A 26,753-nucleotide genomic window follows, 5' to 3' on the forward strand; every position below is an offset into this window, starting at 1 on the left:
GGCCCGCCCCACACCTCCGGGTGAATCCGCCGTGCCCCGGGGCCGCTGCCTGGCCGAGGTCCGGGCCGCCCGACACGCTGACGGCACGTCCCGGCCCGCTGGCCGGACCACCGTCGCCTGGAGGACCCTTGCCCACCGCCGTCGCGCTCCTCACCCGTGATCTCCGCGTGCACGACAACCCGGTGCTGAGCGCCGCGGCCTCGGCCGACCACGCGGTACCCGTCTTCGTGCTGGACGACGTGATCCTCCGCGGAGGTCACCGCAGCCCGAACCGGGTCGCCTTCCTGTTGGACTGCCTGCGGGACCTCCGCCGCCAGCTCCGGGATCTCGGCGGCGACCTGCTCGTCACCCGGGGCGATCCGGTCCGGGAGGTGGTCGGGCTGGCCGAGCGGTTCGACGCCGCCACGGTGCACGTCGCGGCGGACGTCAGCGCCTACGCGACCGGTCGGGCGCGTCGCCTGTCCAAGGCCCTGTCGGGGGCCGGCCGTGAACTCGTCGTGCACGACACCGTCGTCACCGTCGCGGCTCCCGGTGAGCTGGCACCCCAGAGCCGTGACCACTTCGCGGTGTTCACCCCCTACTTCCGGCACTGGCGGGAGCACCACACCCGCGGTCTCCACCCCGCGCCGAAGGCGCTCCGACTCCCCCCGCTGCGACCCGGTGGCATCCCGGGGAGGGCGGACCTCGTCGACGGAGACGTCTCGCCCTCCCTGCCCACGGGTGGGGAGTCGGAGGGCCGTCGCCTGCTGGACGACTGGCTGGACGACGGGGTCCACCACTACGCCAGCGACCAGGACCGGTTGGCGCGCGACGGGACGTCCCGGCTGTCGGCCTACCTCCACTTCGGCTGCGTGTCCCCCACCGAGATCGCCCAGCGGGTCGGGGAGTCGGACGGCGAGCGGGCGTTCCTCCGGCAGCTGGCCTGGCGGGACTTCCACCACCAGGTCCTCGCCGCGCGTCCCGGATCGGCCTGGAACGACTACCGCACCCGGAACGACCACTGGCGCACCGACCACGAGGAGCTGGCCGCCTGGCGGGACGGGCGCACCGGAGTTCCCCTCGTCGACGCGGGCATGCGGCAGCTGGCCACCGAGGGGTGGATGCACAACCGGGCTCGTCTGGTCACCGCCAGTTTCCTCACCAAGTCGCTCTACCTGGACTGGAGGGAGGGCGCACGGCACTTCCTCCGGCTCCTCGTCGACGGGGACATCGCCAACAACAACATGAACTGGCAGTGGGTGGCGGGTACCGGCACCGACACGCGCCCCAACCGGGTGCTGAACCCGACCCGCCAGGCCGAGCGGTACGACCCGGACGGCGCCTACGTCCGCCGGTACGTGCCCGAGCTCGCGGACCTGGCACCTCCCGAGATCCACGAGCCCTGGCGGTTGGGCGAGGAGGAACTGCGGCGTCGCGACTACCCCCCACCCCTGGTCGACCTGATGGAGGCGGCCCGGCGGTTCCGCGCGGCGCGCGGCAAGGACTGAGCCACCCCGGCGGCCACCGACCGGCACCGCCCGAGGAGACGGCGGCCACGGACCGGGATCACCCGGGGGTGCTCACCCGGCGGGAGGTCGAGAAGCGCGGGAAGATCCGGACGCGCCTACAGTCGAGTCGGCCGGGTCCCCGGTGGACACCGGGGGCCAGATCTCCCCAGGTGAACGAGGTGAACACTGTCGTGGTCGGTACGTCGCCGCGATCCGGGTCGTGGCTGTCCAGAATCCCCCTCCGCCGTCTGCGCGCCCCCAGGTGGGCCGAGCAGGAGGGCACGTGGCGCGGCGCCAGGCCCTCGGTGATCGAGTCCGCGCTGAAACGGGCGCTCGCCCGGCCCTCGGGCAACTGGTTCGTGCTCGGCGCGAGCCGGGAGATCGCCCTCGGTGGCGCTCCGCTGGGCCGGACGATCGGCGGGGTGGAGGTCGTCTGCTGGCGAACCCAGGACGGGCGGTTGCGCGCCGGTCCCGGTAGCTGCCCCCACCTGGGCGCTCCGCTGTCCGAAGCGGTCGTGCACTGCGGGGAACTGGTGTGCCGGTGGCACGGCCTGCGGTTGGGGGCGGGCGGAGCGCCCGGCTGGCAGCCCTACCCGGCCCACGACGACGGGGTGCTCGCCTGGGTCCGCCTCGACGAGGTGGGCGGTGAGGCTCCGCTCCCGGAACCCGTCGTCCCCCGCCGGCCCCCGGCGGCCGGCGCGATCGCCGCCGTCACCACGGTGGTGGGCCGCTGCGAACCACAGGACGTGATCGCCAACCGGCTCGACCCGTGGCACGGTGCCTGGTTTCACCCGTACTCCTTCGCGAACCTGCGGGTGCTCGACGCCCCCGTCGACGCCGACCCGGAGGACCCGGAGTCCGACCGGTTCGACGTGGAGGTGTCGTTCCGGTTGTCCCGGCAGATCGGCGTACCGGTCAAGGCCACCTTCACCTGCCCGGGACCGAGGACCATCGTCATGCGGATCACCGAGGGGGAGGGGAGGGGCAGCGTCGTGGAGACGCATGCCACGCCCTGGGCACCGGACGGCGCCGGTCACCCGAGGACGGCGGTGATCGAGGCGACGGTGGCCAGCTCGGACCGGCGGGGCTTCGCGGTGGCGCGCCGCCTCACCCCGCTCGTCCGCCCACTCATGAACATGACGGCGCGTCGGCTGTGGCGGGACGACATGGACTACGCCGAACGCCGCTACGAGCTGCGTTCCACCGGCCGTTGGCCCGGTTGACCGGCGGGAACCTCCCGCACCGGCACCGCCGCGTCCCGTGCGACCTCCGCCCTGGCGGGCGCGGCGGTCCGGTGCCGTCGCGGCGCGGGACGCACGTACTCCAGGCGGTCGAGCAGGGGCCACCGGCCCCCCTGGGGGACGCTCCACAGGTCGTGGCCGTGAACACCCCATTCGCCGAGCAGCACGTTCGCCGCCATGAACCCGCTGGTGGCGGCCCGCTCCATGAGCGCGACCGGCAGGTCGACCCGGGTGAGGTCCCCCGCCACGGTCACGAACGGGTCCGGGGTGCGCACCGGTGGCCGGTCCGTGAAGCCACCCGGCGGGAACAGGGGGCAGTCGTCCCGGATCTCGTGGCGTTCGTCCACCACGCCCGCCGCCCTGGTCTCCGGGTAGACCCGCCGGAGCTCGGCGAGGACGCCCTGCCGGAGCCGCTGGAGGTCAGGCTCCCCCTGGAGCGCGTAGGAGTGCAGTTCCACCACCGAACCACCGGTGCGCCGCGTCCAGTCCCGGGCCGTGCGTTCGTAGCGTTCCAGCACGCTGACGTTGTCCAGGCACCCGAAACCACTGGTGCACAGGAACGGTGCCCGGGCTGGGTGGACCGGGCGGTCCAACCAGAACCGCGAGACGAGGAACGGAGGCGCGGTCCGCAACCGCCCGACGCGCCGCCGCCAGTCCTCGTCGCACAGGGTGGGGGACGAGGCGACCACCGAACGGAGGCCCCGCGCGTCGAGCGCGAGGACGACCCCGTCCACCTCCGTCCGTTCCGCCGGCGCCGTGCCGGCGCGGTGCACGACGGCCAGCCGCCGGGTGTCCCCGCCCTCCACCCGCACCACCCGGGTGCCGGTGCGAACCGAGGTTCCGCACCGGCGCAGGTACGCCGCCAGCGGGTCCCACAACGCCCGCGAGAAGCAGTCGTCGGCGACGTCGAACACCAGGCCCTCGCTGGATCCCAGGAAGTAGATGTGGAACATCGTGGCGAGTTCGGCCGCCGACAGCTGGGTCGGATCGGCGAAGAAGCTCCGGGAGAACACCTCGAACGCGAGGTGCCTGGCCTTCCTGGGGAACCGGATCTGGGCGAGGAAGGCGTCGGCGTCCAGGTCGTCCAACTGCTCGTAGGTGCGGGGGACCCGCACCTGGCCCAGCGGGATCGCCGCCCGCGTACCCAGCCGTGCCAGGTCACCGAAGGTGAAGCTGGGACTGTGGGCCACGAAGGCCAGCGCGTTCCACGGCGGAGTCCTGGGCAGCCGGGCGAAGCTGTCGCGGAAACCCTCGCGGTGGAGCAGCGGGTAGTCCTCCACCGGACGCAGCCGCGCCAGCGCGGGATCCGCCCTGCGCAGGAGCCCCCGCAGGTTGTAGTACTGGCGGAAGAACGCGTGGAAACCCCGGTTCATGCTGGCGACCGACCCGTCGACCAGGGTGGTGGTCCAGCCGGCTACCCGGCCCCCCAGCTGCGGCTCCCGTTCCAGCAGGCACACCTCGACACCGCGTTCGGACAGCGCCGCAGCGGCCGCCAGGCCGGCGATGCCCGCGCCCACGACCGCGACCCGGGGCCGTTGGCGGAGATGACCGGTGTCCGGGTACCCGGGCGGGGCCTCGTGCCGGGTCGCCTTCCTGTCCCGTCCTGGACGGCCTGTCACGGGTGGGGTCACGTGTCGCCTCCGAGTCACTGCCGACGGCCAGCCTGCGCGACCGGGTCGCCGACCTCACACGCTGGTCGGCGACCCGGTGCTCCGTGACGAACCTTGCCGCCTCACCGGAACCCGCGCCTGTTCTGGGGAGGGCGGGAGCGAAGGAGCCCGTCCGTTCGTCCTCCCGGCGGGAACGGCGGACCGGGCAGCACGGCCGGCGACCCTGACCAGGAGCGATCTCCCCAGCCCGGTGAGACCGACCGCCAGTCGGCGGCGCCGCGAGACCCGCGCCCGCCCGGAGAACACGTCGTAGTCACGGTCCTCGATACGGTCAAGGATTTCGCCGTACAGGGTGAACGCGGCCACCACGCAGGTCCGGGACACCGGGTCGAGCATCGCGATCCCCGGCTGGGCGGCCCGGTACACCGCCCTGGTCCTGCTCACCTGGTCGGCCAACGCCCGGCGCACCTGCCGGTCCGGCCAGCCCCGCGCCCGGCACCACACCAGCCGGTCGCGGTCCACCCCGAACTCCGCCAGCTCGTCCTCGGGGAGGTAGACCCGGCCCCGGTCCAGGTCCTCCCCGACGTCGCGCAGGAAGTTGGTGAGCTGGAACGCGGTACCCAGGGCGGCGGCGTGCGGGGCGGCCTCCTCCTGGGGGACCACCGTGCCCAGCACCGGCAGGACCTGGAGGCCGATGACGTCGGCGGAGCCCCGGACGTAGACCGACAGCGCCTGGCGGGTCGGGTACCCGTCGACCGTCAGGTCCATCCGCATGGACCGCATGAAGTCGCTGAAGTAGGACGTCTCGATCCGGTAGCGCCGCGCCACGTCCACCACGGCGGCCAGGACGGGGTGTTCGCTGTGCCCGGAGCGCAAGCCCGCCATCAGGTCCGCCTCCAACGCGGCCAGCTCCGCCGCCCTGGCTGCCTGGTCCCGTGCCGCCGCCAGGTCGTCGACGACGTCGTCCACGAGCCGGGCGAAACCGTAGAGCGCGTGCACCGCGGGCCGCCGGGCCGGCTCCAGCAGGCGGGTGGCCAGGTAGTAGGTCCGCCCGTGCTCCGCGTGCAGCTCCCGGCAGCGCTGGTACGCCCAGCGCAGACCGGGGTCCGTCACGCCAGCCGCGGCCAGTTCCCGCCGGCTCACGGGATCGGGTCCCGGGTGGGAAGGGCGTCCGGCGAGGTCCCGGTGCCGGAGGAGTCGGCCCGCGCCGGGGCCGAGCGGGGCACGGCCCCGCGCCGGGCGTGCAGCCCGGTGATGCGGGCGGCGGCGAGTTTGCCCGACACCAACACGGTCGGGATGCCGACACCGGGAGTCGTGCCGGCCCCCGCGAGGACGACGTTGTCGAGACCGCGCGGGAGGTTCCTCGGCCGGAAGGGTCCGGTCTGGGTGAAGGTGTGCGCCGCGCTGAAGGGCGAGCCGTCGAGGAGCCCTCGGTTCGCCCAGTGCAGGGGGGTGTGCACCTGCCGCGCCTCCAGCGAGCCGCCGAATCCGGGCAGGTGCCGACGTTCGATCACCCGCACCATCTCCTCCGCGTAGGCCGGGCCGATCCGCTCCCAGTCCAGGGGGCCGGTGCGCAGGTTCGGGCAGGGCGCGAGGAGGTAGCAGAGCTCCCGCCCGGGCGGCGCGAGCGAGGGGTCGGTGGCGGTCGGTCTGGTCAGCAGCAACGACGGGTCGCTCATCAGCCTGCCCTTGCTGACGATCTCGTCGAAGGTGCCCGACCAGGACTCCCCGAAGGAGATCGTGTGGTGCCCCAGGCCCGTCCACGAACCGGTGGAGCCAGCGTGGAGGACGACGGCGGACGGTGCGGCCCGCAGCGGCACCGGGCGTCGGGGGGTGCGGCCGAGCAGGCGGTAGCTGATCGGCAGATCGGGGGTGAGGACCAGCGCGTCGCACGGGATCAGTTCCCCGTCGGTGGTGCGCACCCCGGTGGCCCGGCCTCCCGACCGCACCAGCTCGGCGACCTCGGTCCCGTAGCGGAACGTGGCACCGCACTCCGCCGCCACCTGGGCGTAGCTCCTCGGTACCTGCCACATCCCGCCCCGGGGGAAGTAGACGCCGGCGACGGTGTCCATGTACCCGATCACGGCGTACACGGCCAGCGCCTGGCTCGGCTGGACACCGGCGTAGAGCGCCTGGAAGGAGAACACCCGCCGCAGTCGGGGGTCGCGCAGGAACCGGCCCACCGCGCGGTCCAACCTGCCGAAGGCGCCGAGCCCGACCAGCCGGGCGAGCTGGGGAGTGCACAGGTCCAGCGGCGAGTCGAAGTTCGCGTCGATGAAGTCGTCGTACTCGGCCCGGTAGAGGTCGGTCAGCCACCGGCGGAGCCGGCGGTACCCGGCGGCCTCGACGGGACCGGCGAACTCCCGGACAGCCTGCTCCATCCTGTCCCCGTCGGTGTGGACGTCGAGCGCGCTGCCGTCGGCGAACCTCGCCTGGTAGGCGGGGTCGAGCCGGACGAGGTCGAGCACGGACTCCAGCGGTCGCCCGACGGCAGCGAGGGGTTCGGCCACCAGGTCCGGCATCGTCAGCACGGTGGGGCCGGTGTCCATCCGGTACCCGTCGATCTCGGCCAGCCCCATGCGCCCACCGGGCAGCGGGTCCCGCTCGACCACGGTCACGCGCCGGCCGGCGCCCAGCAGGTGCAGGGTCGCGGCCAGGCCGGCGAGGCCGGCTCCCACGACGACGACATGGTCCGTGCGTCCCGGGACGGTCCGCATCACGCCTCCTCGTTCCCCGCGGTTCATCCGGTCGACCAGGCGGAACACGTCCTGACCCCCGCCTCCACCGTCCGGCGGGACCGCCCGGGTCCGGCGGCGCCGCCCGGCCGCGCCCGCGTTGCCGGGGGGCGGGGGCGCCGGAGCGACCAGCCGGGCCCCGGCGGAGCGCGCGTCCCGCGCACGGTGCCGGTGGACCGCGGCGGAAGGAAAGCGACGCGTTCTCGGCAGGTGCCGGCGGTCCCGCCTGGATACGGCCGAGATCATGGACCGCCCTCTCCGGTGTCGGTTGCGCCGTGCCACAACCCATGCTCATTCCCACACCGGCGGGCGGCAACTCGTGCCGACCGTCCGGTGCCCCCGGTATCTTGCCCGACGCCCGTTCGCCGCCAACACCGGTCGTTCCCGCCGAGGAGCCGGGCCCGTGCCGCCGGTTCCGGTGGTCGGCCGGGCAGGGTGGTCAGTCCCCGCCGGGAGCGGTGCGCGGCGCCGGCTGGCGGCTCCCCTGCCCGCACCCGCTCACCCGCGCGGCGTGGTCGCGGTCCAGGCGTGCCCGCCGGGGGCGTCCCGGCAACGGCCCACGGCCCGCGCAAGCCGGTAACAACCCGACCGGGTGGTACCGATGCGGAATCGGGTGATCAACCAGCGGCCGCGCCGACCGGCGGAGTCGAGGTCTGCAAGATGTCAGCCGGACGCCCGCCGGTCGTACTGGTGGGACACTGTGGACAGTGGGGCGGGTGATCACGCACCGATGGCCAAACGTGGGCGCAAACCGCGCACTCCGGACCCGAACGCCGGACCGGTCGCGGAGTTCGCGGCACGGCTCTGGGAGCTCAAACAGCGGGCCGGGGACCCGTCCTTCGAGACGATGAGCACCCGGCTCGGGGCGGTGGCCTGCAAGTCCTCGTTGTCGGCGGCCGCCCGTGGCCGGGAGCTGCCGTCCTGGGAGACCACCTGGGAGTTCGTCCGCTGCCTCGCCGTCGGGGTCCTGGAGCGCGACGCCGAGGAGGTGCTCGTCGAGTGGCGCGCCCACTGGGAACGCGCGCGTGCCCGCGTCGACGGGCTTGGCGAGGGGGGAGGCGGTACGGCCCCGGTGCTGGAAGCGGGAGCAGGCGCCCTGCGGGTGCCCGACCCCCGGGCCGTCGGCCGTGCCGGCCCCGCGCGCACGACCCTGGCACCGGAGGCTCCGCCGACGCGGTGGTGGCCGAGGTGGGCGCCGCGCCGCACGACCTGGGCGCTGCGGGCCGGGGCGTTGCTGGGGATCGAGATCACCACGACGACCTTTCCCGGAGCCGGGGTGGGCGGACCCTGCCTGGAGACCACGGTGGCCAACCCGCTGAGCACCACGCGCCGACTCGTCCCCGGTGACGATTCGGAGCTCCGGAGGGACGTCAACTACCCGGACGGCACGACCGTTCGCCGGGGCGAGGAGTTCGTGAAGATCTGGGAGCTCGCCAACACAGGCAGCGTCTTCTGGCGGCACCGGTACCTCCAGCGCCTCGGCCCGGACGACCCGCAAGCCTGCCACGCGCCCCGGCGTGTCCCGATCCCACCCACCGCACCGGGCGAGACGGCCCTGGTGAGCGTGCCCATGCGAGCGCCCCAGTCCCTCGGCCACAGCCTGACGGAATGGAAGATGACGGACGCCGACGGGAATTTCTTCCTCCCGGACGGCCTTCCCGTCCACGTGTACGTCATCGTGGTTCCGTGACCCGGGTTCCCCGGTCCACCCGTGCCGCACCGCGTGCCGACGCGACCGGTCGGGCCGTGGCCGAGGGCGGTGGCGGGCGCGACGGGGGAAATGGCCACCGACCACGGACTAACCGTGGTCATTTCCCGCTTGTGGCGTCCACGGCCCCTCCAGCACGATGGCCGCGAGCCGGTGCGCGCCCGGCGAGACCGGAAGGAGACGGGACACCGTGCCGCGAGGAAGTCGGAAGGACACCGGACGGTCCGTGCGTGGTCGACCGGGCAACGGTGGCTGGCGAGCCCCGGGTGGGGCCGTCTCCCGGCCCGACTACACGGGTACGCTGCGCGCGCTCACCGTTGACCTGCTGCTGTACGGCTCGGCCGCGACCGAGGACGCGGCGTTCGCCGTGTGGCTCCCCGTCGGGGCCAGGCTCCTCTCCCGCCGGTTCCGGGCCGCTCCCGGCCGGTCCGGGCTGCTCTTCGTGCGAGGGCGCTGACGATCCGACCGAGCGGCGGGGCCTCCGGTCGAGGTTCCTCGCGCTCCGGATCGCGGCCCGAGGCGCGGGGACATCGGGGCCCGAAATCCCCGAGAAAATCCCCGAAGGACAAGGGATTTCGGAGTCGTGATAACTCCGTGATTGGCGGTCAGGACAATCGCCGGGTTCGATCACCGAAATCTGGGGGCGGTGCGGACGACGAGGGAACGCGTGGTTTTCCAAACGGGTCTCCGTTTCCGGGGAAATGGGCTGGGCAGCGGTTCCCCGGGGCGACGGGAACTGGTGTTCCCCGTTCCTCCGCCGAGGTGAACGGCGCAGCGCGGGTCCCCCGTCGCCGCTGCCCCCCAGCGCCGCCGTCCCCGGGAGATCGCCCCCCGCCCAGACGGACCTGGGGGACGTGGCGCGCGCCCTCCGCCAGGCGGCGCGTCGGGCCGGAGGGGGTGCGGCGGGCACCCATGCCCAGCCCGACCGGGCGGACCCACGCGTGAATTGGCCCGATTCGGCCGTGACCTGGCGATGTGGATGCGTGATGCCGTGGCGCGGTCCGTCGAACGGGGAGGGCCGGTCGGAGCAGCGGAGCCCGGTCGGGGCGCACCGACCGCTGGGCCGAGCGGCGCAGCGCCTCCACCGCCGCCCGTGCGGCGGCACGGCACGGTAGTCGTCGAGTTCCCGAAGTCAACGAGGACACCCGTCGGACACGGGAATTCGTGGACCGACTCTTGACGGCCCCGTCCGGTTGTGTCAGTTTCATGCCGTTCGAATTCGCGGCTCTTCCCGGGTCGCGGCGGAATCGAAGCGCTTCGAATTCGTTCGACAGGCTATTCGACGAATATTCGACCCGTGGGTCGCCCTGTTCGTCGAAACCTGTGGGCGTGGAACGACGGACGCGACGGAGCGGACGGGAGGTCAGGCGTGGCCGCCAACGAACAGCGCGACCAGGGACCGGTCGGCGGCGGGTCTCCCGCCTATCTCGACCCGGAGCTTCCGGTCGCGGTGAGGGTGGACGACCTGCTCGGTCGGCTGGACCTCCGCACCCGGATCGCCCTGCTCCACCAGGTTCAGCCCGCCGTACCCGAGTTGGGCATGGCGGAGTTCCGCACCGGCGGTGAGGCGCTGCACGGTCTGGCCTGGCTCGGGCCGGCGACCGTCTTCCCCCAGGCCGTCGGGCTGGGAGCGACCTGGAACCCCGAGCTGGTCGAGCGGGTCGGTTCCGCCGTGGGCGACGAGGTCCGCGGGTTCCACCACGACAACCCCGACCGGGGCGGTGGTCTCAACGTGTGGGCGCCCGTCGTCAACCCGCTGCGCGACCCGAGGTGGGGGCGCAACGAGGAGGGCTACGCGGAGGACCCGCTGCTCACCGGAACACTGGGCGCCGCCTACGCGGTGGGGCTGCGCGGCCGCCACCCCCGCTACTGGAGGACGGCGCCCACGCTCAAGCACTTCCTGGGGTACAACAACGAGACCGACCGGGACACCACCTCGTCCGACCTCAGGCCCCGCGTGCTCCACGAGTACGAGCTGCCGGCCTTCGAGATCCCCCTCCGATCCGGCGCCGCGGTGGCGGTGATGCCGTCCTACAACCTGGTCAACGGGCGGCCCGCCCACCTCTCACCCCTGATCAACGACACCCTCCGCGAGTGGGCGGGATCGGGACTGGCCGTCTTCAGCGACGCCTACGCGCCCTCCAACGTCGCCGGCTCCCAGCGGTACCTGCCCGACCACCCCGCAGGGTTCGCGGCGGTGCTGCGCGCCGGGGTGGACAGTTTCACCGAACACGACCGCGACTCCGACTACACCATCGAGCAGCTGAGCGCCGCCCTCGACCGCGGGCTGATCACCGAGGACGACGTGGACACCGCCGCCCGTCGTCTGCTGGCCGTGCGGTTCCGGCTCGGGGAGTTCGACCCGCCGGAGCACAACCCCTACGCGGGCCTCACCTCCGAGGTCATCAACTGCCCCACCCACCGCGACCTCGCGGCGGAGGCCGCCCGACAGGCGCTCGTCCTGCTCAGGAACGAGAACGGGACCCTCCCGGTCGACCGGCACCGGGTGCGGCGGCTGGCGGTCATCGGATGGCACGCGGACACGCTCTTCGAGGACTGGTACAGCGGGTCGCTGCCCTACCAGGTCACGCCCTCGGCGGGGATCGCCGCCGCCTTCGACGGTGAGGTGACCACCGTGGAGGCCGTCGACCGGGTCGCGCTCCGCGCAGCGGACGGGCGGGCCGTGCGCGCCGATCCGAGAGGCACGTCATCCCTGCGGCTCGCGGCGCCGCCCGAGAACGCGCGGGCCGACGAGGTCCTGTTCGACCTGTTCGACTGGGGCAACGACGCCGTGACGCTCAGGGCCGTGGCGAACGCGCGGTACGTCGCGGCCCGCGCGGACGGTCAGCTCCACAACGACCGGATCATGCCGGGGGAGTGGGTCGTCCGGGAAACCTTCGAGCTGCGGGACGCGCCGGGCGGCACCCACCGGATCCGGAACCGGGCCCTGGACAAGTGGATCCGATGCGGACCCGACGGCGTGCTCTCCGCCGACGCGGAGCACGAAGAGGACGCGACCGCGTTCCTGGTGGAGGTCGTCGACTCCGGGGCCCGGCGCGCGGAGGACGCCGCCTCGGCCTCGGACCTCGCGGTCGTCGTGCTCGGCAACGACCCGCACATCAACGGTCGGGAGACCGAGGACCGCCCCGACATCGAGCTCCCTCCCGTGCAGGAGGACCTCCTCCGTCGGGTGGTAAGGGCCAATCCGCGCACCGTGCTGGTCGTCGTCAGCGGCTATCCGATGGCCATCCCGTGGGCCGACGAGCACGTGCCGGCGATCCTCTGGACGGCGCACGGCGGGCAGGAACAGGGAACGGCGTTGGGCGAGGTCCTGTTCGGCGACCGCTCCCCGGGAGGGAGACTTCCCCAGACCTGGTACCGCAGCACCCGCGACCTGCCGGATCCGTTCGACTACGACATCATCAGCGCGGCCAGCACCTACCTGTACCACCGGGGTGAGCCGCTGTACCCCTTCGGGCACGGGCTGTCCTACACCAGCTTCGACTACGGGCCACTGGTCGGCGACACCCAGGCCCTGGGCCCGGACGGCGTGGTCACGCTGCGCGTCGAGGTCACCAACAGCGGCGATCGCGACGGTGACGAGGTGGTGCAGCTCTACTCACGCCAGTTGACGTCGTGCTGGCGACAACCCCGACGCCGCCTCCGGGGCTTCCGGCGGCTGCGGCTGCGCGCCGGCGAACGCCACACCGCCGAGTTCACCATCGCCGCCCAGGAGCTCGCCACCTGGGACACCGCGCGGAACCGGTGGACCGTCGAACACGCCGAGCACGAGTTCGCCGTGGGTGCGTCCTCGACGGATCTCCGGGCCACCACCTCCCTGCTCGTGCTGGGGGAGCGCGTCCCGCCGCGCGTGCTGCACGGCCGCTGGACCTCCGCCGACTCCTTCGACGACCAGCACGGTGTCCGCCTGGTGCCGGACACGCCGCTCTCGGGCACCGCCGTCGCGGGCCGGGACGGGGCCTGGCTGGCCTTCCACCGGGTCTCGTTCCCGGCGGGTCGGCACCGGGTCGTCCTGCGGGTGTCCACCCCGCCGACCGGCGGCCGAACCGGGACGACCGGGGCGAGGATCGAGATCCGTGCCGGGGCTGGCGACCGCCCGACCGCGCCGCTCACCGTGCCTCCCGGCAGTCGGGAGGCGGTCCTGGGCGCCGAGGTCGAGACGGCCGCCGCCGTCACGGACCTGCGGATCGTCTTCGCCGACGGCGACGCGGTGGTCCACGCGGTGCTGCTCGAGCTCCGACCACCGGAGGAGGACGCGCACGGCTGACGGGCGGACGGTCGGCGCCATGCGCGCGCCGATCCCGCGACGCGGGCCGCTCGTTCCCTCGTTCGACCTGCTCGGATAGGCCGGACGTCGGATTGTTCCCGGCAGGGGAGATCCGTAACGTCCTGGCAATCGAATCGCTTCAATGTGATTTGGCTCACCACCAATGGAGGTGTCGTGGTCACGATCGCGGACGTGGCGAAACACGCCGGAGTCGCCCCGAGCACGGTGTCCTACGTGCTCACCGGCAGGCGGGCGATCTCCGCCCGGACCCGGGCGAAGGTCCGGGACAGCATCGAACTCCTGGGGTACCACCCCCACGCCGGCGCTCGCTCCCTCGCGAGCAACCGCGCCAACGTCGTCGCCCTCGTCCTGCCGCTGCGCACCGGGGTCAACGTGCCGGTGGCGATGCGCTTCGTCCTGTCGGTCGTCACGGCCGCTCGGGAGCGGGACCAGGACGTGCTCCTGGTGACCGGCGACCAGGGGGTCGCCGGCATCAACCGGATCTCCGGCAGCGCGATGGCGGACGGGCTCGTGGTGATGGACGTCGAGATGCACGACGAACGCGTCCCACTGCTGCGCGACCTGCCCCAGCCCTCGGTCCTCATCGGGTTCCCCGCCGACGCCACCGGACTGACCTGCGTGGACCTCGACTTCTCCTCGGCGGGCACACTCTGCGTCGACCACCTGGCCGACCTCGGGCACCGGGAGGTCGCCCTCCTCGGCGCCCCCCGGGCGGTCTACGAACGGGACACCGGATTCGCCCACCGCACCATGGCGGGCTTCACCAGTGCGGCACTGCGCCGGGGGATCCACGCCACCACCCGGTCCTGCGAGTCCGACCCCGCCGAGGTCACGCGCACCGTCACGGCGCTGCTCGCCGAACGCCCGGCGCTCAGCGCGGTCGTCGTGCACAACGAGGCCGCCATCAGCCCGCTGCTCGCCGCGCTGCGCACCGAGGGGCGCCGCGTCCCCGAGGACGTCTCGATCGTCGCGATCTGCCCTGACGAGGTCACCGACCGCGTCTTCCCGCCGCTGACCTCGGTGCAGATCCCGACCGAGGACCTCGGCCAGCGAGCCGTGGAGCTGCTCATGGCCAAACTCGCCAGGCAGGGCGTCGCCCCCGCCACCCTGCTCACCCCCCGGTTGGTCGAACGCGGCAGCTGTGGCCGCGCCCCCCTGCCCGGCTAGCCGCCCTCCGCGACGCCGGCTCCTCGCCAGGGGGCGTCCCCCTCGTGCTCCTCCCGGCGTCACCGCGCACCGACCCCGCCCGCCGCCGCGTGATCCGACCCGACCCCAGCGATCCGGCTCCTGGCTCACGCCGGCACAGCCCGAAAGGCCCACCATGAGACACGCACCGCGCCAGACCTGGAGCCGCCGCTCCTTCCTCTCCGCTCTGGGAGCGGGCGCCGCCCTCGCCGCGACCAGCCCGCTGCTCACCGCCTGCGGGTCCCGCCCGGGCGCGGCCCCGAGCGGGGCCGTCTCCGACCCGGACGCGATGGGCGACGTGCTCCCCAACCACGTGCCCGTCGAGTTCGCTCCCCCGGACCTCCCCGGCAGGTTGGGCGCCGCCCCCGGGTACCTGCGCTACCCGACCGACCTGGTCCGCGGTGTACCCGACGTCCCCGGCAAGGGGGGCGAGGTCACCGCGATGACCCCGGCCTACTGGCCCCTCCCCCCGGCGGACAACGACTACTACGACGCGGTCAACGAGCGGCTCGGCGTCCGGGTGCGGTTCAACATCGTCAACGGCAGCGACTACGCCGCGAAGCTCAACGCCATGTTCGCCGGTGACCAGCTCCCGGAGCTCACCGTCATCCCGGACTGGGACGTCCCCCCGCGCTTCGGCGAGGCGGTCGGCACCGTGTTCGCCGACCTCACCGAGCACCTCGCGGGCGACGCCGTCGAGAAGTACCCGATGTTGGCGAACCTTCCGACCCGGGCCTGGGCCTACTGCGTGCACGGCAACCGGCTCTACGGGGTCCCGACGCCCGCCGAGAACTTCGCCGTCACCAGCTTCTACCGCCACGACCTGTTCGAGGAACTGGGGCTCGCCCCACCCACCACCGCCGACGAGCTCCGCGCCCTGTGCGAGCAGATCACCGACGCCAACCGCAACCGGTGGGCCTGCGGGAACCTCTTCCTCGACGTCAAGCGCATGTTCGGCGTGGTGCCCGGCTGGAGCCGGGAGAGCTCGGGGCGGCTGGTCAACGAAGCCGAGACCGAGGGCTTCCGCGAGGCGCTCACCTTCATGCGGGGGCTCTTCGCCGACGGTCACGTCCACCCGACGGTCGCCGGCAGCACCACCGGGCAGGAGAAGGAGCTGTTCGAGAACGGCAGCATGCTCATGATGGTCGACGGGCTCGGTTCCTGGCACGAGGCGCTGGCGCGGCAGCTCCCCAGCAACCCCGACTTCGACATGCGACCGATCCCACCCTTCTCCCACGACGGGGGAGACCCGGTCTACTTCACCGAGGAGGGCGCCAGCATCGCCACCTTCCTCCGGGGCGACCTGGAACCCGAACGGATCGAGGAGCTGCTCGGCATCCTCAACTTCTGCGCCGCGCCCATCGGCACCGAGGAGCACTACCTCGTCAACTACGGGGTCGAGGGCGTGCACAGCGAGCGGGGCGAGGGAGGATCGCCCCAGCTCAACGCGAAGGGCAACCAGGAGGTCACCTTCACCTACGGCTTCCTGAGCGCACCACCGCCCTCGATCGCCCAGGCCCAGTACCCCGGCTACGTCCAGGCGCGCTACGACTGGGAGGTCGCGGCGGCCCAGCACAAGGTGTCCAAGATCGACGAGGGACTGCACATCGAGGAACCTCCCCGGCTCTCCAGCCTCGCACAGCGGCTCGACGACCAGATCCAGGACCTGCTGCGCGGCCGCACCCCGCTCGACCAGCTGGACTCCATCATGGACCGGTGGCGTTCCGACGGTGGTGACGAGCTGCGCGAGTTCTACGACGACGCCCTGAGCGACGTCGGACGCTGAGCGGACCGACCATGGACACCGACACCACGGCAACGCGGGCACCGGGCGCCGAGGCGGAACGGTCCGGCGCCCCGGGCCCGGGGCCCAGCCCCTCGCCACGGGAACGGCGCCGGGTCGATCGCCGGCGCCGTCTCCGCCGGGACTGGCCCCTGCTGCTCATGACCGCGCCGGCGATCCTCGTCCTGGGCGCGTTCCACTACCTGCCGCTGCTGGGCAACGTCATCGCCTTCCAGGACTACTCACCGTTCGTGGGTATCCTCAACAGCCCGTTCGTCGGCTTCGACAACTTCCAGCGGCTGTTCGGGGACCCGGCGTTCTGGAACGCCACCCTGAACACGCTCTACATCACCGCGTTCCAGCTCCTGTTCTACTTCCCGGTACCGATCCTGCTGGCCCTGCTGGTGAACAGCCTGCTCAGCGCGAGGGTCCGCCTGTTCATCCAGAGCGTCGTCTACCTGCCCCACTTCTTCTCCTGGGTGCTGGTGATCACGCTCTTCCAGCAGATGTTGGGCGGAGCCGGAGCACTGAACAGCTTCCTGCGGCAGCAGGGCCTGACACCGATCGACGTGATGACCAACCCGGACACCTTCGTCCTGCTGGTCACCGCGGAGGGGATCTGGAAGGACGCCGGCTGGGGGATGATCATCTTCCTGGCCGCGCTGAGCACCGTGAACCAGAACCTCTACGAGGCGGCCGCCGTCGACGGCGCCGGCAGGTGGCGCCGCATGTGGCACGTCACCCTCCCCGCACTGGTCCCCGTCATCGTGCTGCTGCTGATCATGCGCCTCGGCGACGCCCTGTCCGTCGGCTTCGAGCAGTTCCTGCTGCAACGGGGCGCGGTGGGCGCGGACGCCTCGGAGGTGCTCGACACCTACGTCTACTACGAGGGCGTGGTCAACGGGGACTTCGCCTACGCCGGCGCCGCCGGCCTGTTCAAGGGGGTCGTCGGTCTGCTGCTCGTCCTCGGCGCGAACAAGGTGGCACATCTGCTGGGTGAGGAAGGGGTGTACTCCCGACGATGACCGTTGTGGCCGAACCCGGCGCTCGACGCGGACACCGGCACGCCGCCCGCGCGGCCTGGGAGGAGGAGCCCGGCCCGCTCGGCAAGGCCGCCAAGGCGGTCCTCGTCACCGCCATCGTGCTGGCCGTCCTCTTCCCCCTCTACGTGGTGGTGCTCACCAGCCTGTCCCCCCAGGAGGCGATCACGAGGGCCGGGGGCCTCGTCCTGGTCCCCGACGGCTTCAGCCTCGCCGCCTACCAGGAGATCCTCTCCGGTGGGGTCGTGACGAGGTCGGTGCTCGTGAGCACCGGCGTGACCCTGGTGGGGACGCTGTTCAGCACCACCCTGACCATCCTCGCCGCCTACGGCCTGTCCCGCCGGGACTCCTACGCGCACCGACCCCTGCTGTTCCTGGTGCTGTTGACCTTCCTGTTCGGGCCGGGCCTGATCCCCACCTACCTGACGGTGCAGGCCTTCGGCCTGTTGGACAGCTACGCGTCGCTGATCCTGCCCACGGCCGTAGCAGCCTTCAACCTGATCGTGCTCCGGTCGTTCTTCATGAACATCCCCCAGGAGATCATGGACAGCGCCCGCATCGACGGGGCCAGCGAGTTCCGCATCCTCGGGACGATCGTGCTGCCGCTGTCCAAGGCGGTCACCGCCGTGATCGCCCTCTTCTACGGCGTCGGGTACTGGAACGCCTTCTTCAACGCCTTCCTGTTCCTCGACGACAACCGCAAATGGCCGCTCCAGCTGATCCTGCGCACCTACGTCCTGGAAGGCATCCCCATCCCGGGCGCCGGGCCCACCGACACCGTCGCCGGCGGCCCCGTCCCCACCCTGGCGGTCAAGATGGCGGTCGTCGTCATCGCGGTGCTCCCGGTGCTCCTGGTCTACCCCTTCGTGCAGAAGCACTTCACCAAGGGCGTGATCATCGGAGCGGTCAAGGGCTGACGAGAGGAACGGCGAGGACCATGCCAGGACTGGAGAAGCTCACCCGGGGCCGGCTCGCCTACGGGGGCGACTACAACCCCGAGCAGTGGCCCGAAGAGGTGTGGGCCGAGGACGTGACCTTGATGCGCGAGGCCGGCGTGACCGTCGTGACCGTCGGCGTCTTCGCCTGGTCCTGGTTGGAACCGAGGCCCGGGGCGCGGGAGTTCGGCTGGCTCGACCGGGTCCTCGACCTGCTGCACGAGGGCGGCATCGCCGTCAACCTGGCCACCCCGACGGCCACCCCACCACCCTGGATGGCGCACCGCCATCCCGAGACGGTCCAGGTCGCCCAGGACGGCCGCCGGATGGCCACCGGGTCCCGCAACCACTTCTGCCCCTCGTCCCCGACCTACCGCCGGTACGCCACCTCCATCGTGCGCGACCTCGCCGACCGCTACGCCGACCACCCGGCGCTGCGGATGTGGCACGTGAACAACGAGTACTGCGAGACCTGCCACTGCGACATCTCCGCCCAGCACTTCCGCAGGTGGCTCAGGACCAGGTACGCCGACGACCTGGACGCGCTGAACGCGGCCTGGACGACGGCGTTCTGGAGCCAACGCTACGGGGACTGGGACGAGATCGGGACACCTCGGGACACCACCTACCTGCGGAACCCCACCCAGCAGCTCGACTTCCGGCGGTTCTCCTCCGACGCCCTGCTGGAGTGCTTCGCGCTGGAACGTGACCTGCTGCGGCGCCGAACCCCCGACGTGCCGATCACCACCAACTTCCCCGGCCTGGCCACCTGGGTACCGGTGGACTACCGGCGGTTCGCCGCCGAGGAGGACGTCGTCTCCCTCGACTGGTACCCGGACCCCGCCGACGACGACGCGCACGTGTCCTCGGCGCTGGCCTTCGACCTCATGCGCTCCCTCGCCGGCGGCCGGCCGTGGGCGCTGATGGAACAGGCCGCCGCCGCGATCAACTGGCGCGCGCGCAACCCCACCAAACCCCGTGGCCTGACCCGCGTCCAGTCGCTCCAGGCGGTGGCGCACGGCGCCGACATGGTGTGCTTCTTCCAGTGGCGCGCCTCGACCGGGGGAGCGGAGAAGTTCCACTCCGGCATGCTGCCGCACAGCGGCCCCGACAGCCGGGTGTTCACCGAGATCCGCCAGCTCGGAACCGACCTGGCGCGGCTGTCGGAGGTCGTGGGACGCACCGAACCGGCCCGGGTCGCCTGCGTCCTGAGCTGGGACAGCTGGTGGGCGGCGAGCCAGGAGGCGCACCCGGCCAACGACCTCGACGTCCTCGACCAGCTGCACCGCTACTACGAACCGCTCATCCAGTCCGGGCTCACCGTGGACGTCGTCCCCCCGGACGCCGACCTCACCCGGTACTCCCTGCTCGTCGTGCCCAACCTGTACCTCGTGAGCGACGCCGAGGCACACCGGATCGTCGAGTGCGCCCGCTCGGGAGGGCACCTCGTGCTCGGCTTCTTCTCCGGCATCGTCGACGAGTTCGACCGGGTGCGGGCAGGGGGCTACCCCGCGCCGTTCCTCGACCTGCTCGGCCTCCGGGTCGAGGAGTTCTGCCCCCAGCCGGAGGGCGTGCGGCTGCGGTGCGTCTCGTCCGAGCTGGGCGACTTCTCCTCGGACCTCTGGGTCGATCGGACCCGACCGACCACCGCCGAGCCGGTGGCGGTGGTGCGCGGCGGTGAGCTCGACGGCGTGCCCGTCATCCTCCGCAACCGGTGTGGAGCGGGTCTCGCGTGGTACGTCGGCACCCGACCGGACCAGCAGACCCTGCGGCGCCTGCTGGGGGCGGCCTGCGCGCGGGCCGGGGTGGCCCCCCTCGCCGACCCGCCGCCCGGCGTGGAGGTCGTGCGGCGAGCCGGCCTGCTCTTCCTGCTGAACCACCGGGAACACCCGGCCGAGATCGCCCTGGCCGGGTCGTGGCGGGACGTGCTCTCGCACGGGCGTTTCGACGACCGGATCCCCCTGCCCGGGTACGGTGCCCTGGTGCTCCGCCCGATCCGGGACGTTCCCGCCGCCTCAGGTGAGCACTCCCTGGAGGTCGTCGATCAGGTCCCGCATGCGTTCGAGGAGACGGCGCCGGGTGGGGCCGATTGATCCACGGGGAATCGCGAGGGTGCGGCTGATCTCGTCGTAGTGCAGCGGCGGGTCGGCGATGAGCAGGCTGAGCAGCGCCTGGTGCTGCGCGGGCAGGCTCTGGAAGGCGAGGCAGACCTGGGAGTGCTCCGCGTGCAGCAGGGCGCTCTCCTCGGGAGTGGCCTGGGCGTCGGTGCGGCCTTCCAGGAACGACGCGGTTCCGAAGGGGATCTGCCTGCCCCGACGCGCGAGGAGGGTCAGCGCCTCGCGCCGGGAGGCGGTCACCAGCCACGCCCCGAGCTTCTCCGGCTGCCGGATGGAGTCCAGGTGCTCCACGGCGCGGAGCCAGGTCAGCTGGCAGACGTCCTCGCAGTCCGGCCTGGACAGGCCGTGGGAGCGTGCCACGGTCCACACCACTGGGCTGAACCGGCAGATCACCTCCGCCCAGGCGAGGCGGTCTCCCGCCCTGCAACGCCGCACCAGCCGTTCGACGCTCTCCTCGTCACCCTCCTTCGGCTCCCTCCCGGGTGCGGAATGGACGCCGTACCCGTCGCTGTCACCGGTACTCATAGACGGAGCCCCCAACGCTTCACACCAACGGGAGAACATTAGCCGATCAGCCCGACGACGCATCCCGATGGTGGGACGGGTTCAGGGGTGGGACCCCGGAAGGAAAAGGTCGGTGGTGCTGCCCGGGAAACAACGGGTCGGTTCGCTCAAGTTCACCTGAAGGGTGGATTTCGTCGGCATTGCACCGGTGGTGGCACGCGACCTTCGGCGGCGCACGGGCACCGTTTGAGGAATCTCACCCGAAAGCCTGAAGGGGAGTGCTGGCCGGCCAACTTCCAGCGAGGAGAACGCGTCGGATTATTCGCGGGTCAATACCGGAGCCTCATTCCGGCGGGTGATGGGCGCGGCGTGCCGAGGTACCCTTCCGTGCTCTGAGTAACAGGGTTATGGGGGTTGGCTGAGCGGTGCCGGAGGGGTGGGGGAGTCACGACCAGTCGGGGTGCGCTCCCTGGGATCGTCGCAGGTGGTACTGGTGGTGCGGCTCCCGGGTCGGCTCGGCGACGCGTCCCCACCCCGACCCGCGAGGCCCCGGTGCCCGACGGTCGGGCCGGCTCGACCGTGAGCCACGGCTCGCCAACGAACACCCGACCGCGAGCCCGGGCAGAATTTCGTGGGCCCGGCGTGTATCCAGTGGGGCGTCCCGCTGGTCTGTGTACGTGGTGGGGGCGGTGAGAACCGCGCGGACGTGAACCGAACGGTGGTGTTGATGACGGGAGTGGCGATTGTCGGCGGTGGGGCTGCCGGAATTTCGGCCGCCTACCGGTTGCGGGGCCGCGCGCATGTCACCCTTTTCGAGGCCGCTGCCCTCCTCGGTGGACACGCGCGCACGGTCGAGGTATTCGAGAACGGGGAGCCCCTCGGTCTCGACGTCGGATTCGTGGTGTACAACGAGGGCAGCTATCCGAAGTACTCCGCCTTCCTCGCCGAACTGGGAGTCGACTCCCGCCTCGCTTCCCTGAGCATGTGCCACTTCGCCAGGGGAACCGGCGAGGCCCTGCTCTCCGACGTGCCGGAACGGGAGCCGGGCCCGGCTGGCGGCTGGGCCGGCGTGCCGGAGGAATCCGACAGGTTCCTCCGGGAGGCACCCCGGCACCTGGTCCGGGGCGCCGCGGCCGTGCCGCTCGGCCACTACCTCGACCACCACGGCTACAGCGTCCCCTTCCGCAGGGGGCCCGCCGTGATGCTCGCGTGCGCCGCCTGGTCCCTGCCACCGGAGGTGGTCTGGGAGGCCCCCACCTCCGCCGTCCTCGCGCTGAGCCTCGCCCACGGGCGGCACGGACTCGGCGCGGAGGGGGCGTGGTGGCGCACCGTGGTGGGCGGGAGCGCCAGTTACGTCACGGCGGCCCAGCGCGCGTTGGAAGCCGGCGGAGTCCGGCTCCGAACGCGCTGCCCGGTGCGGTCCGTCCTACCGACCGACGACGGCGTCGACCTCATCACCCGCACCGGCACCGAGCGGTTCGACGCGGTCGTGCTCGCCACGCACGCCGACCAGGCGCTCGACCTCCTCGCGGCTCCGCTGCCCGCCACCGAGGTGCTGGGCGCCGTCCGGTACCGGGACAGCACCGTCGTCCTCCACCAGGACAGCGCGGAGATGCCCACCGACCGCCGCCAGTGGCGAGCCCTCAACTTCGCCGTCCCGTGCGCCGGCTCCGACCCGGGCCCCTGGGCGACCTACCACCTCAACGCACTCCAACGGTTCCAGGCCGAGCACGACTACTTCCTCAGCATGGACCCGGAGCGCACCCCGAACTCCGTCCTGGCGGAGTTCCGGTTCCGCCACCCCGTGCTCGACACGCGGCTGCGGAACCTGCAACAGGAGGACGCCCTCCGCCGGGTCAACCGGGACAGCAGGGTGCTGCTCGCCGGCTCCTACCTGCACGCCCGCCGGGTCGGACCGGACAACCTCGCATCCCACGAAGCCGCGCACGAGTCCGGGCTCGACGCGGCGGACGCCGCCCTGCGCCTCCTCGCCCGCTCCCCGCAACGCGCCTGAGGCGCGCCACCGCACCAGATTGGACGACCCGCCATGACAGCACCCCACGAGGCCGGTGACGAGCTCGCCCCCACCCCGGTCCCCCCGAGCGCGGAGGAGATCCGCGAGTGGCTCGTCACCAACGTCGCGGCCAGGACCGGCGTCGCGGCCGCCGAGGTGGACGTCGACCAGTTCCTCGACGAGTTCCAGCTCGACTCCACCGAAGCCCTGGTACTCGCCGGTGAACTCGAGAACTGGCTCGGTGTCGAGGTCAGCCCGACCGCGCTCTGGTACCACCCGACCATCACCAGGCTCGCTGAGCACCTCGCGACGAGCGGGATCGAGAATGCCACCGGCACCTGACGCGCGGCCGCTGCTCCGCCAGCTCACGCCCGGGCCGTCGGACCAGCGCACCGTGCTCATCCACCCGGGAGGGCTCTCCAGCGCCCACTACCGCCCCCTGGCCGCGACCCTCGCCGCCCGGAGCACCCCGTACCTGGTGGACCTCGACGCGCTTCCCCAGTTCGTGTCCGCCGCCCGGCACGGCGGGGCCGCCGACCTGTCCTGGATCGCCGACGCGGTCACCGCGGTGCTCGACGCCCACCACCTCCTCGACCCGCGCACCACCCTCGGCGGTTGGTCGGCCGGGGGAACCCTCGCCTACGCGGTCGCGGCGGGCCTACCGCCGCCGCGACGGCCCGGACTGCTGGTCCTCCTGGACAGCCTGCCGCCGTGGTCGGACACCCGGCACGACGCCATCGAGGACACGGCGGCCCTGCTGCCCGTGTTCGGCAGGTACCTCGCCGCCCGGGCGGGAGTTCCGGCGCCGGACCCCGACGCGATCCGCCCGGCGACACCCCCCGGTCAGGAGGAGCCGAACACCCACGACCAGTGGTTGTGGGGGCTCCGCCAGGCCGCGCTGGCCGTCGGTGCCCTCGACGAGGACGTCAGCCTCCCGGGACTCCGCAAGGTGTTCCAGTCCTACCGGTGGGGACTGCTGAGGAACCGCCGGATCGGTGCCGGCGTCACCCCGGGCACGCTGACCACGCCCACGACCCTGGTCCGCGCCCGCACCTCGATCATCCCGGACGCCGACGTACCCGGGTGGCGCGCCGTGCCCCACCTCCGCACGGTCCTCGTGCCCGGAGACCACTACACGATGCTCACCGAGCCGGCCAGCGTCGAACTGGTCTCCGCCGAGCTGGTCCGCGCCGGGCCGACCCAGGACATCCCCACCGCCCGCGACCCCCTCCGATTGGGACCACGATGACCCCGCAGACGAACACCGGTGACGGACGGGTCGCCATCATCGGCCTCGGTGGCCTGTTCCCCGCCGCGAGGGACGTCCACGAGTACTGGGACAACATCGTGCACGGCGTGGACTGCCTCAGCGAGGTCCCGGAAACCCACTGGCGGATCGAGGACTACTACGACCCGGACCCCAGCGCCCCGGACCGGACCTACGCCCGCCGAGGCGGGTTCGTGCCCACCATCGACTTCGACCCCCTCCACTTCGGGCTGCCCCCGACCACGCTGGGCGTCACCGGAGTCGTCCAGCTCCTCAGCCTCGTGGTGGCCCGGCGGACCCTGGCCGACGCCGGCACCGCGACGGCCGGGTGGTACGACCCCTCTCGGACCGGAGTCATCCTGGGGGTGACGGGCTGCAACTCCCTCACCCAGCCGCTCTCGGCCCGGCTGCAGACCCCGGTGCTCAAGGAGGTGGTCCGCAGCTGCGGGCTCACCGACACCGACGCCGAGGAGATCGCGGCGAAGTTCACCGCCGCCTTCGCCCCCTGGGAGGAGAACTCCTTCCCCGGCATGCTCGGCAACGTCGTCGCCGGGCGGATCGCCAACCGGTTCGACCTCGGCGCCACCAACTGCACCGTCGACGCCGCCTGCGCCAGCTCGCTGGCCGCGCTCCGGATGGCCGTCGCGGAACTCGCCTCCGGACGCGCCGACCTGATGCTCAGCGGTGGATGTGACGCCGAGAACACCATCCTGATGTACCTGTGCTTCTCGAAGACGCCCGCGCTGTCCCGGCGGGAACGGGTGCGGCCCTTCGACGAGGAAGCCGACGGGACACTCATCGGCGAGGGCATCGGCATGCTGGCCCTCAAACGGTTGGCCGACGCCGAGCGCGACGGCGACCGGATCTACGCGGTGCTCAACGCCGTCGGCAGCTCCAGCGACGGGCGGTACGCCAGCATCTACGCCCCTCGAGCCGCCGGCCAGGTCGTGGCACTCCGCCGTGCCTACCAGGAGGCGGGGTACGGCCCGGAGCAGGTCGGGTTGCTGGAGTGCCACGGCACCGGCACGGCACGGGGCGACCTCACCGAACTCACCGCACTGCGCCAGGTCTTCGAGGAGGCGGGAGCACCGGCGGGAGCCACCGCGATCGGCAGCGTCAAGTCGCAGATCGGCCACACCAAGGCCGCGGCCGGCGCGGCCTCCCTCATCAAGGTCGCCCTGGCCCTCCACCAGCGCGTCCTCCCCCCGACCATCAACGTCGACACGCCCCGCCGCGACGCGGACCTGGACTCGTCGCCCTTCCACGTCAACACCCGGGCCAGGCCCTGGCTGACGACCCCGGGCCGGCCCCGGCGGCGAGCCGGGGTGTCCGCCTTCGGCTTCGGCGGCACCAACTTCCACTGCCTCCTCGAGGAACACCGCGACGACGTGGACGCGCACCCCGCCCCGCTCGCGACCCCGGTGCTGCACCGCACGCACCAGGTGCACGCCTGGCACGCCCCGACCGTCCCCGAACTCCTCCTCGGCCTCGACGTCCCCGGTGCCCCACCGGAGCTGACCGAGCCCATCCCCGCCGCACATCCCAGGCTCACCCTGGTGGCCCGGGACGAGGCCGAGCTGGAAACCCTCCGCCAACAGGCGCTCTCCACGTTGCGGCTGGACCCCGGGATCGACCGGTTCGAGCTGCCAGGAGGGGCCTGGTTCGCCGCCCACGCGCGCCCCCACCTCCGGACGGCGGCCCTGTTCGCCGGTCAGGGGAGCCAGTACGTGGACATGGGCCGCACCGCGGTGCTCGCGCTGCCCCCGCTGCGGGCGGCCTTCGACGAGGCCGAGCGCCACGCCGCCGGGCTCGGCGCCACCGTCTTCCCCCCGCCGGTGTTCGACCAGGACGACCGGAGCCGGCAGGAGGCCGCGCTCCGCGCCACCGACCGTGCCCAACCCGCCATCGGAGCCCTGTCCCTCGGCCAGTACCGGTACCTCCGCGAACTCGGCTTCCGCCCGGACACCGCACTCGGGCACAGCTTCGGCGAACTCACCGCCCTCTGGAGCGCCGGCAGCCTCTCGGACGAGGACTTCCTCCGGCTCGCCGTGGCCAGGGGGCGGGCCATGGCCGGGGTCGGCGCGCACGACTCCCCGCCGGAGCAGGGCGCGGAGCAGCGCGACGAGCCAACCGGTGATCCCGGCACCATGGCGGCGGTCGGTTGCGGAGCGGATCGGCTGAGCACCCTGCTGGCCGGGCACGACGACGTCGTCCTGTGCAACGACAACGCCTCGGACCAGGTGGTGGTGGGCGGCGGCACCACCTCGGTGCGGCGCTTCGTCGACGCCTGCCGCGCCTCCGGCGTCGCGGCGCGGGTCCTCCCGGTCGCGGCGGCGTTCCACACCCAGCGCATGGGTGCGGCGGAGCCGGCCTTCGCCTCGGCCGTCGCCGACGTCACCGTCGCCACCCCGGCATTCCCGGTGCGCAGCACCACCCTCGGCGCCGAGTACGGGTCGGACCCGCTCCGCAACGCCCGCATCCTGGTCGACCAGCTCACCGGTCCCGTGTCGTTCGGTCCGAGGATCGAGGAACTCCACGAGGACGGCATCCGGGTCTTCGTCGAGTTCGGCCCCGGGCGGGTCCTGTCGGGACTGGTCCGCCGCCTGCTGCCCGGCCAGGCGGACGTCGAGGTCCTGACCTCGGACCCGGGACCGCACGGCGACGCGGACCGCTCGCTCAAACAGCTCGTCGCCCGCCTGATCGTGCTCGGACATCCGCTGACCCACCCCAACCGTCACGCGGCCACCCCGCCGTGCGACGAGGAGAAACCGCAGATGAGCATTCCCATGAACGGTGCGAACCACGTCCCGGCCGACCG

18 protein-coding genes are annotated in these 26,753 nt (G+C 72.6%); 14 read left to right on the forward strand and 4 right to left on the reverse strand.

The window, feature by feature from the left end; all coding sequences use genetic code 11:
• Nucleotides 1-128 precede the first annotated feature (128 nt).
• On the forward strand, nucleotides 129-1,487 hold the full coding sequence (locus ACTIDRAF_RS0217510; protein ID WP_016700026.1) for a cryptochrome/photolyase family protein: 1,359 nt from the start codon (nucleotides 129-131) through the stop codon (nucleotides 1,485-1,487).
• Between the two features lie 179 nt (nucleotides 1,488-1,666).
• Nucleotides 1,667-2,710, forward strand: a complete 1,044-nt coding sequence (locus tag ACTIDRAF_RS0217515) for a DUF5914 domain-containing protein (protein ID WP_245533574.1) — start codon at nucleotides 1,667-1,669, stop codon at nucleotides 2,708-2,710.
• Here ACTIDRAF_RS0217515 and ACTIDRAF_RS0217520 read toward each other — a convergent pair.
• The 3 genes from ACTIDRAF_RS0217520 to crtI form a co-directional block, all read right to left on the reverse strand.
• The gene (locus tag ACTIDRAF_RS0217520; protein WP_083886422.1) at nucleotides 2,674-4,347 is read right to left on the reverse strand and encodes an FAD-dependent oxidoreductase; all 1,674 of its coding nucleotides are present in this window, start codon (nucleotides 4,345-4,347) and stop codon (nucleotides 2,674-2,676) included. The genes ACTIDRAF_RS0217515 and ACTIDRAF_RS0217520 overlap by 37 nt on opposite strands.
• Nucleotides 4,348-4,413: 66 nt before the next feature.
• Nucleotides 4,414-5,481, reverse strand: a complete 1,068-nt coding sequence (locus tag ACTIDRAF_RS0217525) for a phytoene/squalene synthase family protein (protein ID WP_016700029.1) — start codon at nucleotides 5,479-5,481, stop codon at nucleotides 4,414-4,416.
• Nucleotides 5,478-7,055 (reverse strand): phytoene desaturase family protein, encoded by a 1,578-nt coding sequence (gene crtI / locus ACTIDRAF_RS0217530; protein ID WP_052168875.1) that lies wholly within the window; start codon nucleotides 7,053-7,055, stop codon nucleotides 5,478-5,480. Before crtI ends, ACTIDRAF_RS0217525 begins: the two co-directional genes overlap by 4 nt.
• 748 nt (nucleotides 7,056-7,803) lie before the next feature.
• Between crtI and ACTIDRAF_RS32080 the strand changes: the two genes are divergently transcribed.
• The 8 genes from ACTIDRAF_RS32080 (at nucleotide 7,804) to ACTIDRAF_RS0217570 (ending at nucleotide 20,126) form a co-directional block, all read left to right on the forward strand.
• Nucleotides 7,804-8,763, forward strand: coding sequence for an NBR1-Ig-like domain-containing protein (locus tag ACTIDRAF_RS32080; RefSeq protein ID WP_016700031.1), 960 nt, complete (start codon nucleotides 7,804-7,806; stop codon nucleotides 8,761-8,763).
• A 244-nt stretch (nucleotides 8,764-9,007) separates the two neighbouring features.
• Entirely contained in the window at nucleotides 9,008-9,238 is a 231-nt protein-coding gene (locus tag ACTIDRAF_RS0217540) for a hypothetical protein (protein ID WP_016700032.1), read from the forward strand.
• Between the two features lie 912 nt (nucleotides 9,239-10,150).
• Nucleotides 10,151-13,069: a glycoside hydrolase family 3 C-terminal domain-containing protein gene (locus tag ACTIDRAF_RS29530; protein WP_016700033.1), complete on the forward strand. Its 2,919-nt coding sequence runs from the start codon at nucleotides 10,151-10,153 to the stop codon at nucleotides 13,067-13,069.
• Between the two features lie 174 nt (nucleotides 13,070-13,243).
• Nucleotides 13,244-14,257, forward strand: coding sequence for a LacI family DNA-binding transcriptional regulator (locus ACTIDRAF_RS0217550; RefSeq protein ID WP_016700034.1), 1,014 nt, complete (start codon nucleotides 13,244-13,246; stop codon nucleotides 14,255-14,257).
• 154 nt (nucleotides 14,258-14,411) lie between these two features.
• Nucleotides 14,412-16,061, forward strand: coding sequence for an extracellular solute-binding protein (locus ACTIDRAF_RS0217555; protein WP_016700035.1), 1,650 nt, complete (start codon nucleotides 14,412-14,414; stop codon nucleotides 16,059-16,061).
• An 11-nt stretch (nucleotides 16,062-16,072) separates the two neighbouring features.
• Complete coding sequence (locus tag ACTIDRAF_RS0217560; protein ID WP_016700036.1) at nucleotides 16,073-17,083, forward strand: ABC transporter permease; 1,011 nt, start codon at nucleotides 16,073-16,075, stop codon at nucleotides 17,081-17,083.
• On the forward strand, nucleotides 17,080-18,015 hold the full coding sequence (locus ACTIDRAF_RS0217565; RefSeq protein ID WP_052168874.1) for a carbohydrate ABC transporter permease: 936 nt from the start codon (nucleotides 17,080-17,082) through the stop codon (nucleotides 18,013-18,015). The genes ACTIDRAF_RS0217560 and ACTIDRAF_RS0217565 overlap by 4 nt, the downstream gene beginning before the upstream one ends.
• A gap of 20 nt (nucleotides 18,016-18,035) precedes the next feature.
• Nucleotides 18,036-20,126: a beta-galactosidase gene (locus tag ACTIDRAF_RS0217570; RefSeq protein WP_016700038.1), complete on the forward strand. Its 2,091-nt coding sequence runs from the start codon at nucleotides 18,036-18,038 to the stop codon at nucleotides 20,124-20,126.
• Here the strand turns inward: ACTIDRAF_RS0217570 and ACTIDRAF_RS0217575 are convergent.
• Entirely contained in the window at nucleotides 20,049-20,675 is a 627-nt protein-coding gene (locus ACTIDRAF_RS0217575; RefSeq protein ID WP_016700039.1) for an RNA polymerase sigma factor, read from the reverse strand. The genes ACTIDRAF_RS0217570 and ACTIDRAF_RS0217575 overlap by 78 nt on opposite strands.
• A 685-nt stretch (nucleotides 20,676-21,360) precedes the next feature.
• Between ACTIDRAF_RS0217575 and ACTIDRAF_RS29535 the strand changes: the two genes are divergently transcribed.
• The 4 genes from ACTIDRAF_RS29535 to ACTIDRAF_RS0217595 all read left to right on the forward strand — a co-directional run.
• Nucleotides 21,361-22,668 carry an FAD-dependent oxidoreductase gene (locus tag ACTIDRAF_RS29535; RefSeq protein ID WP_016700040.1) on the forward strand — a complete coding sequence of 436 codons (1,308 nt, stop codon included), beginning with the start codon at nucleotides 21,361-21,363 and terminating at the stop codon, nucleotides 22,666-22,668.
• Nucleotides 22,669-22,701: 33 nt separating this feature from the next.
• Nucleotides 22,702-23,010 carry an acyl carrier protein gene (locus ACTIDRAF_RS0217585; RefSeq protein ID WP_016700041.1) on the forward strand — a complete coding sequence of 103 codons (309 nt, stop codon included), beginning with the start codon at nucleotides 22,702-22,704 and terminating at the stop codon, nucleotides 23,008-23,010.
• Nucleotides 22,994-23,917, forward strand: coding sequence for an alpha/beta fold hydrolase (locus tag ACTIDRAF_RS0217590; protein WP_016700042.1), 924 nt, complete (start codon nucleotides 22,994-22,996; stop codon nucleotides 23,915-23,917). The genes ACTIDRAF_RS0217585 and ACTIDRAF_RS0217590 overlap by 17 nt, the downstream gene beginning before the upstream one ends.
• A partial coding sequence (locus tag ACTIDRAF_RS0217595; RefSeq protein WP_016700043.1) for a type I polyketide synthase occupies nucleotides 23,914-26,753 on the forward strand: 2,840 nt, incomplete at its 3' end. The genes ACTIDRAF_RS0217590 and ACTIDRAF_RS0217595, both read left to right, overlap by 4 nt.

It is taken from the genome of Actinoalloteichus spitiensis RMV-1378 (assembly GCF_000239155.1).
GTDB lineage: Bacteria > Actinomycetota > Actinomycetes > Mycobacteriales > Pseudonocardiaceae > Actinoalloteichus_B > Actinoalloteichus_B spitiensis.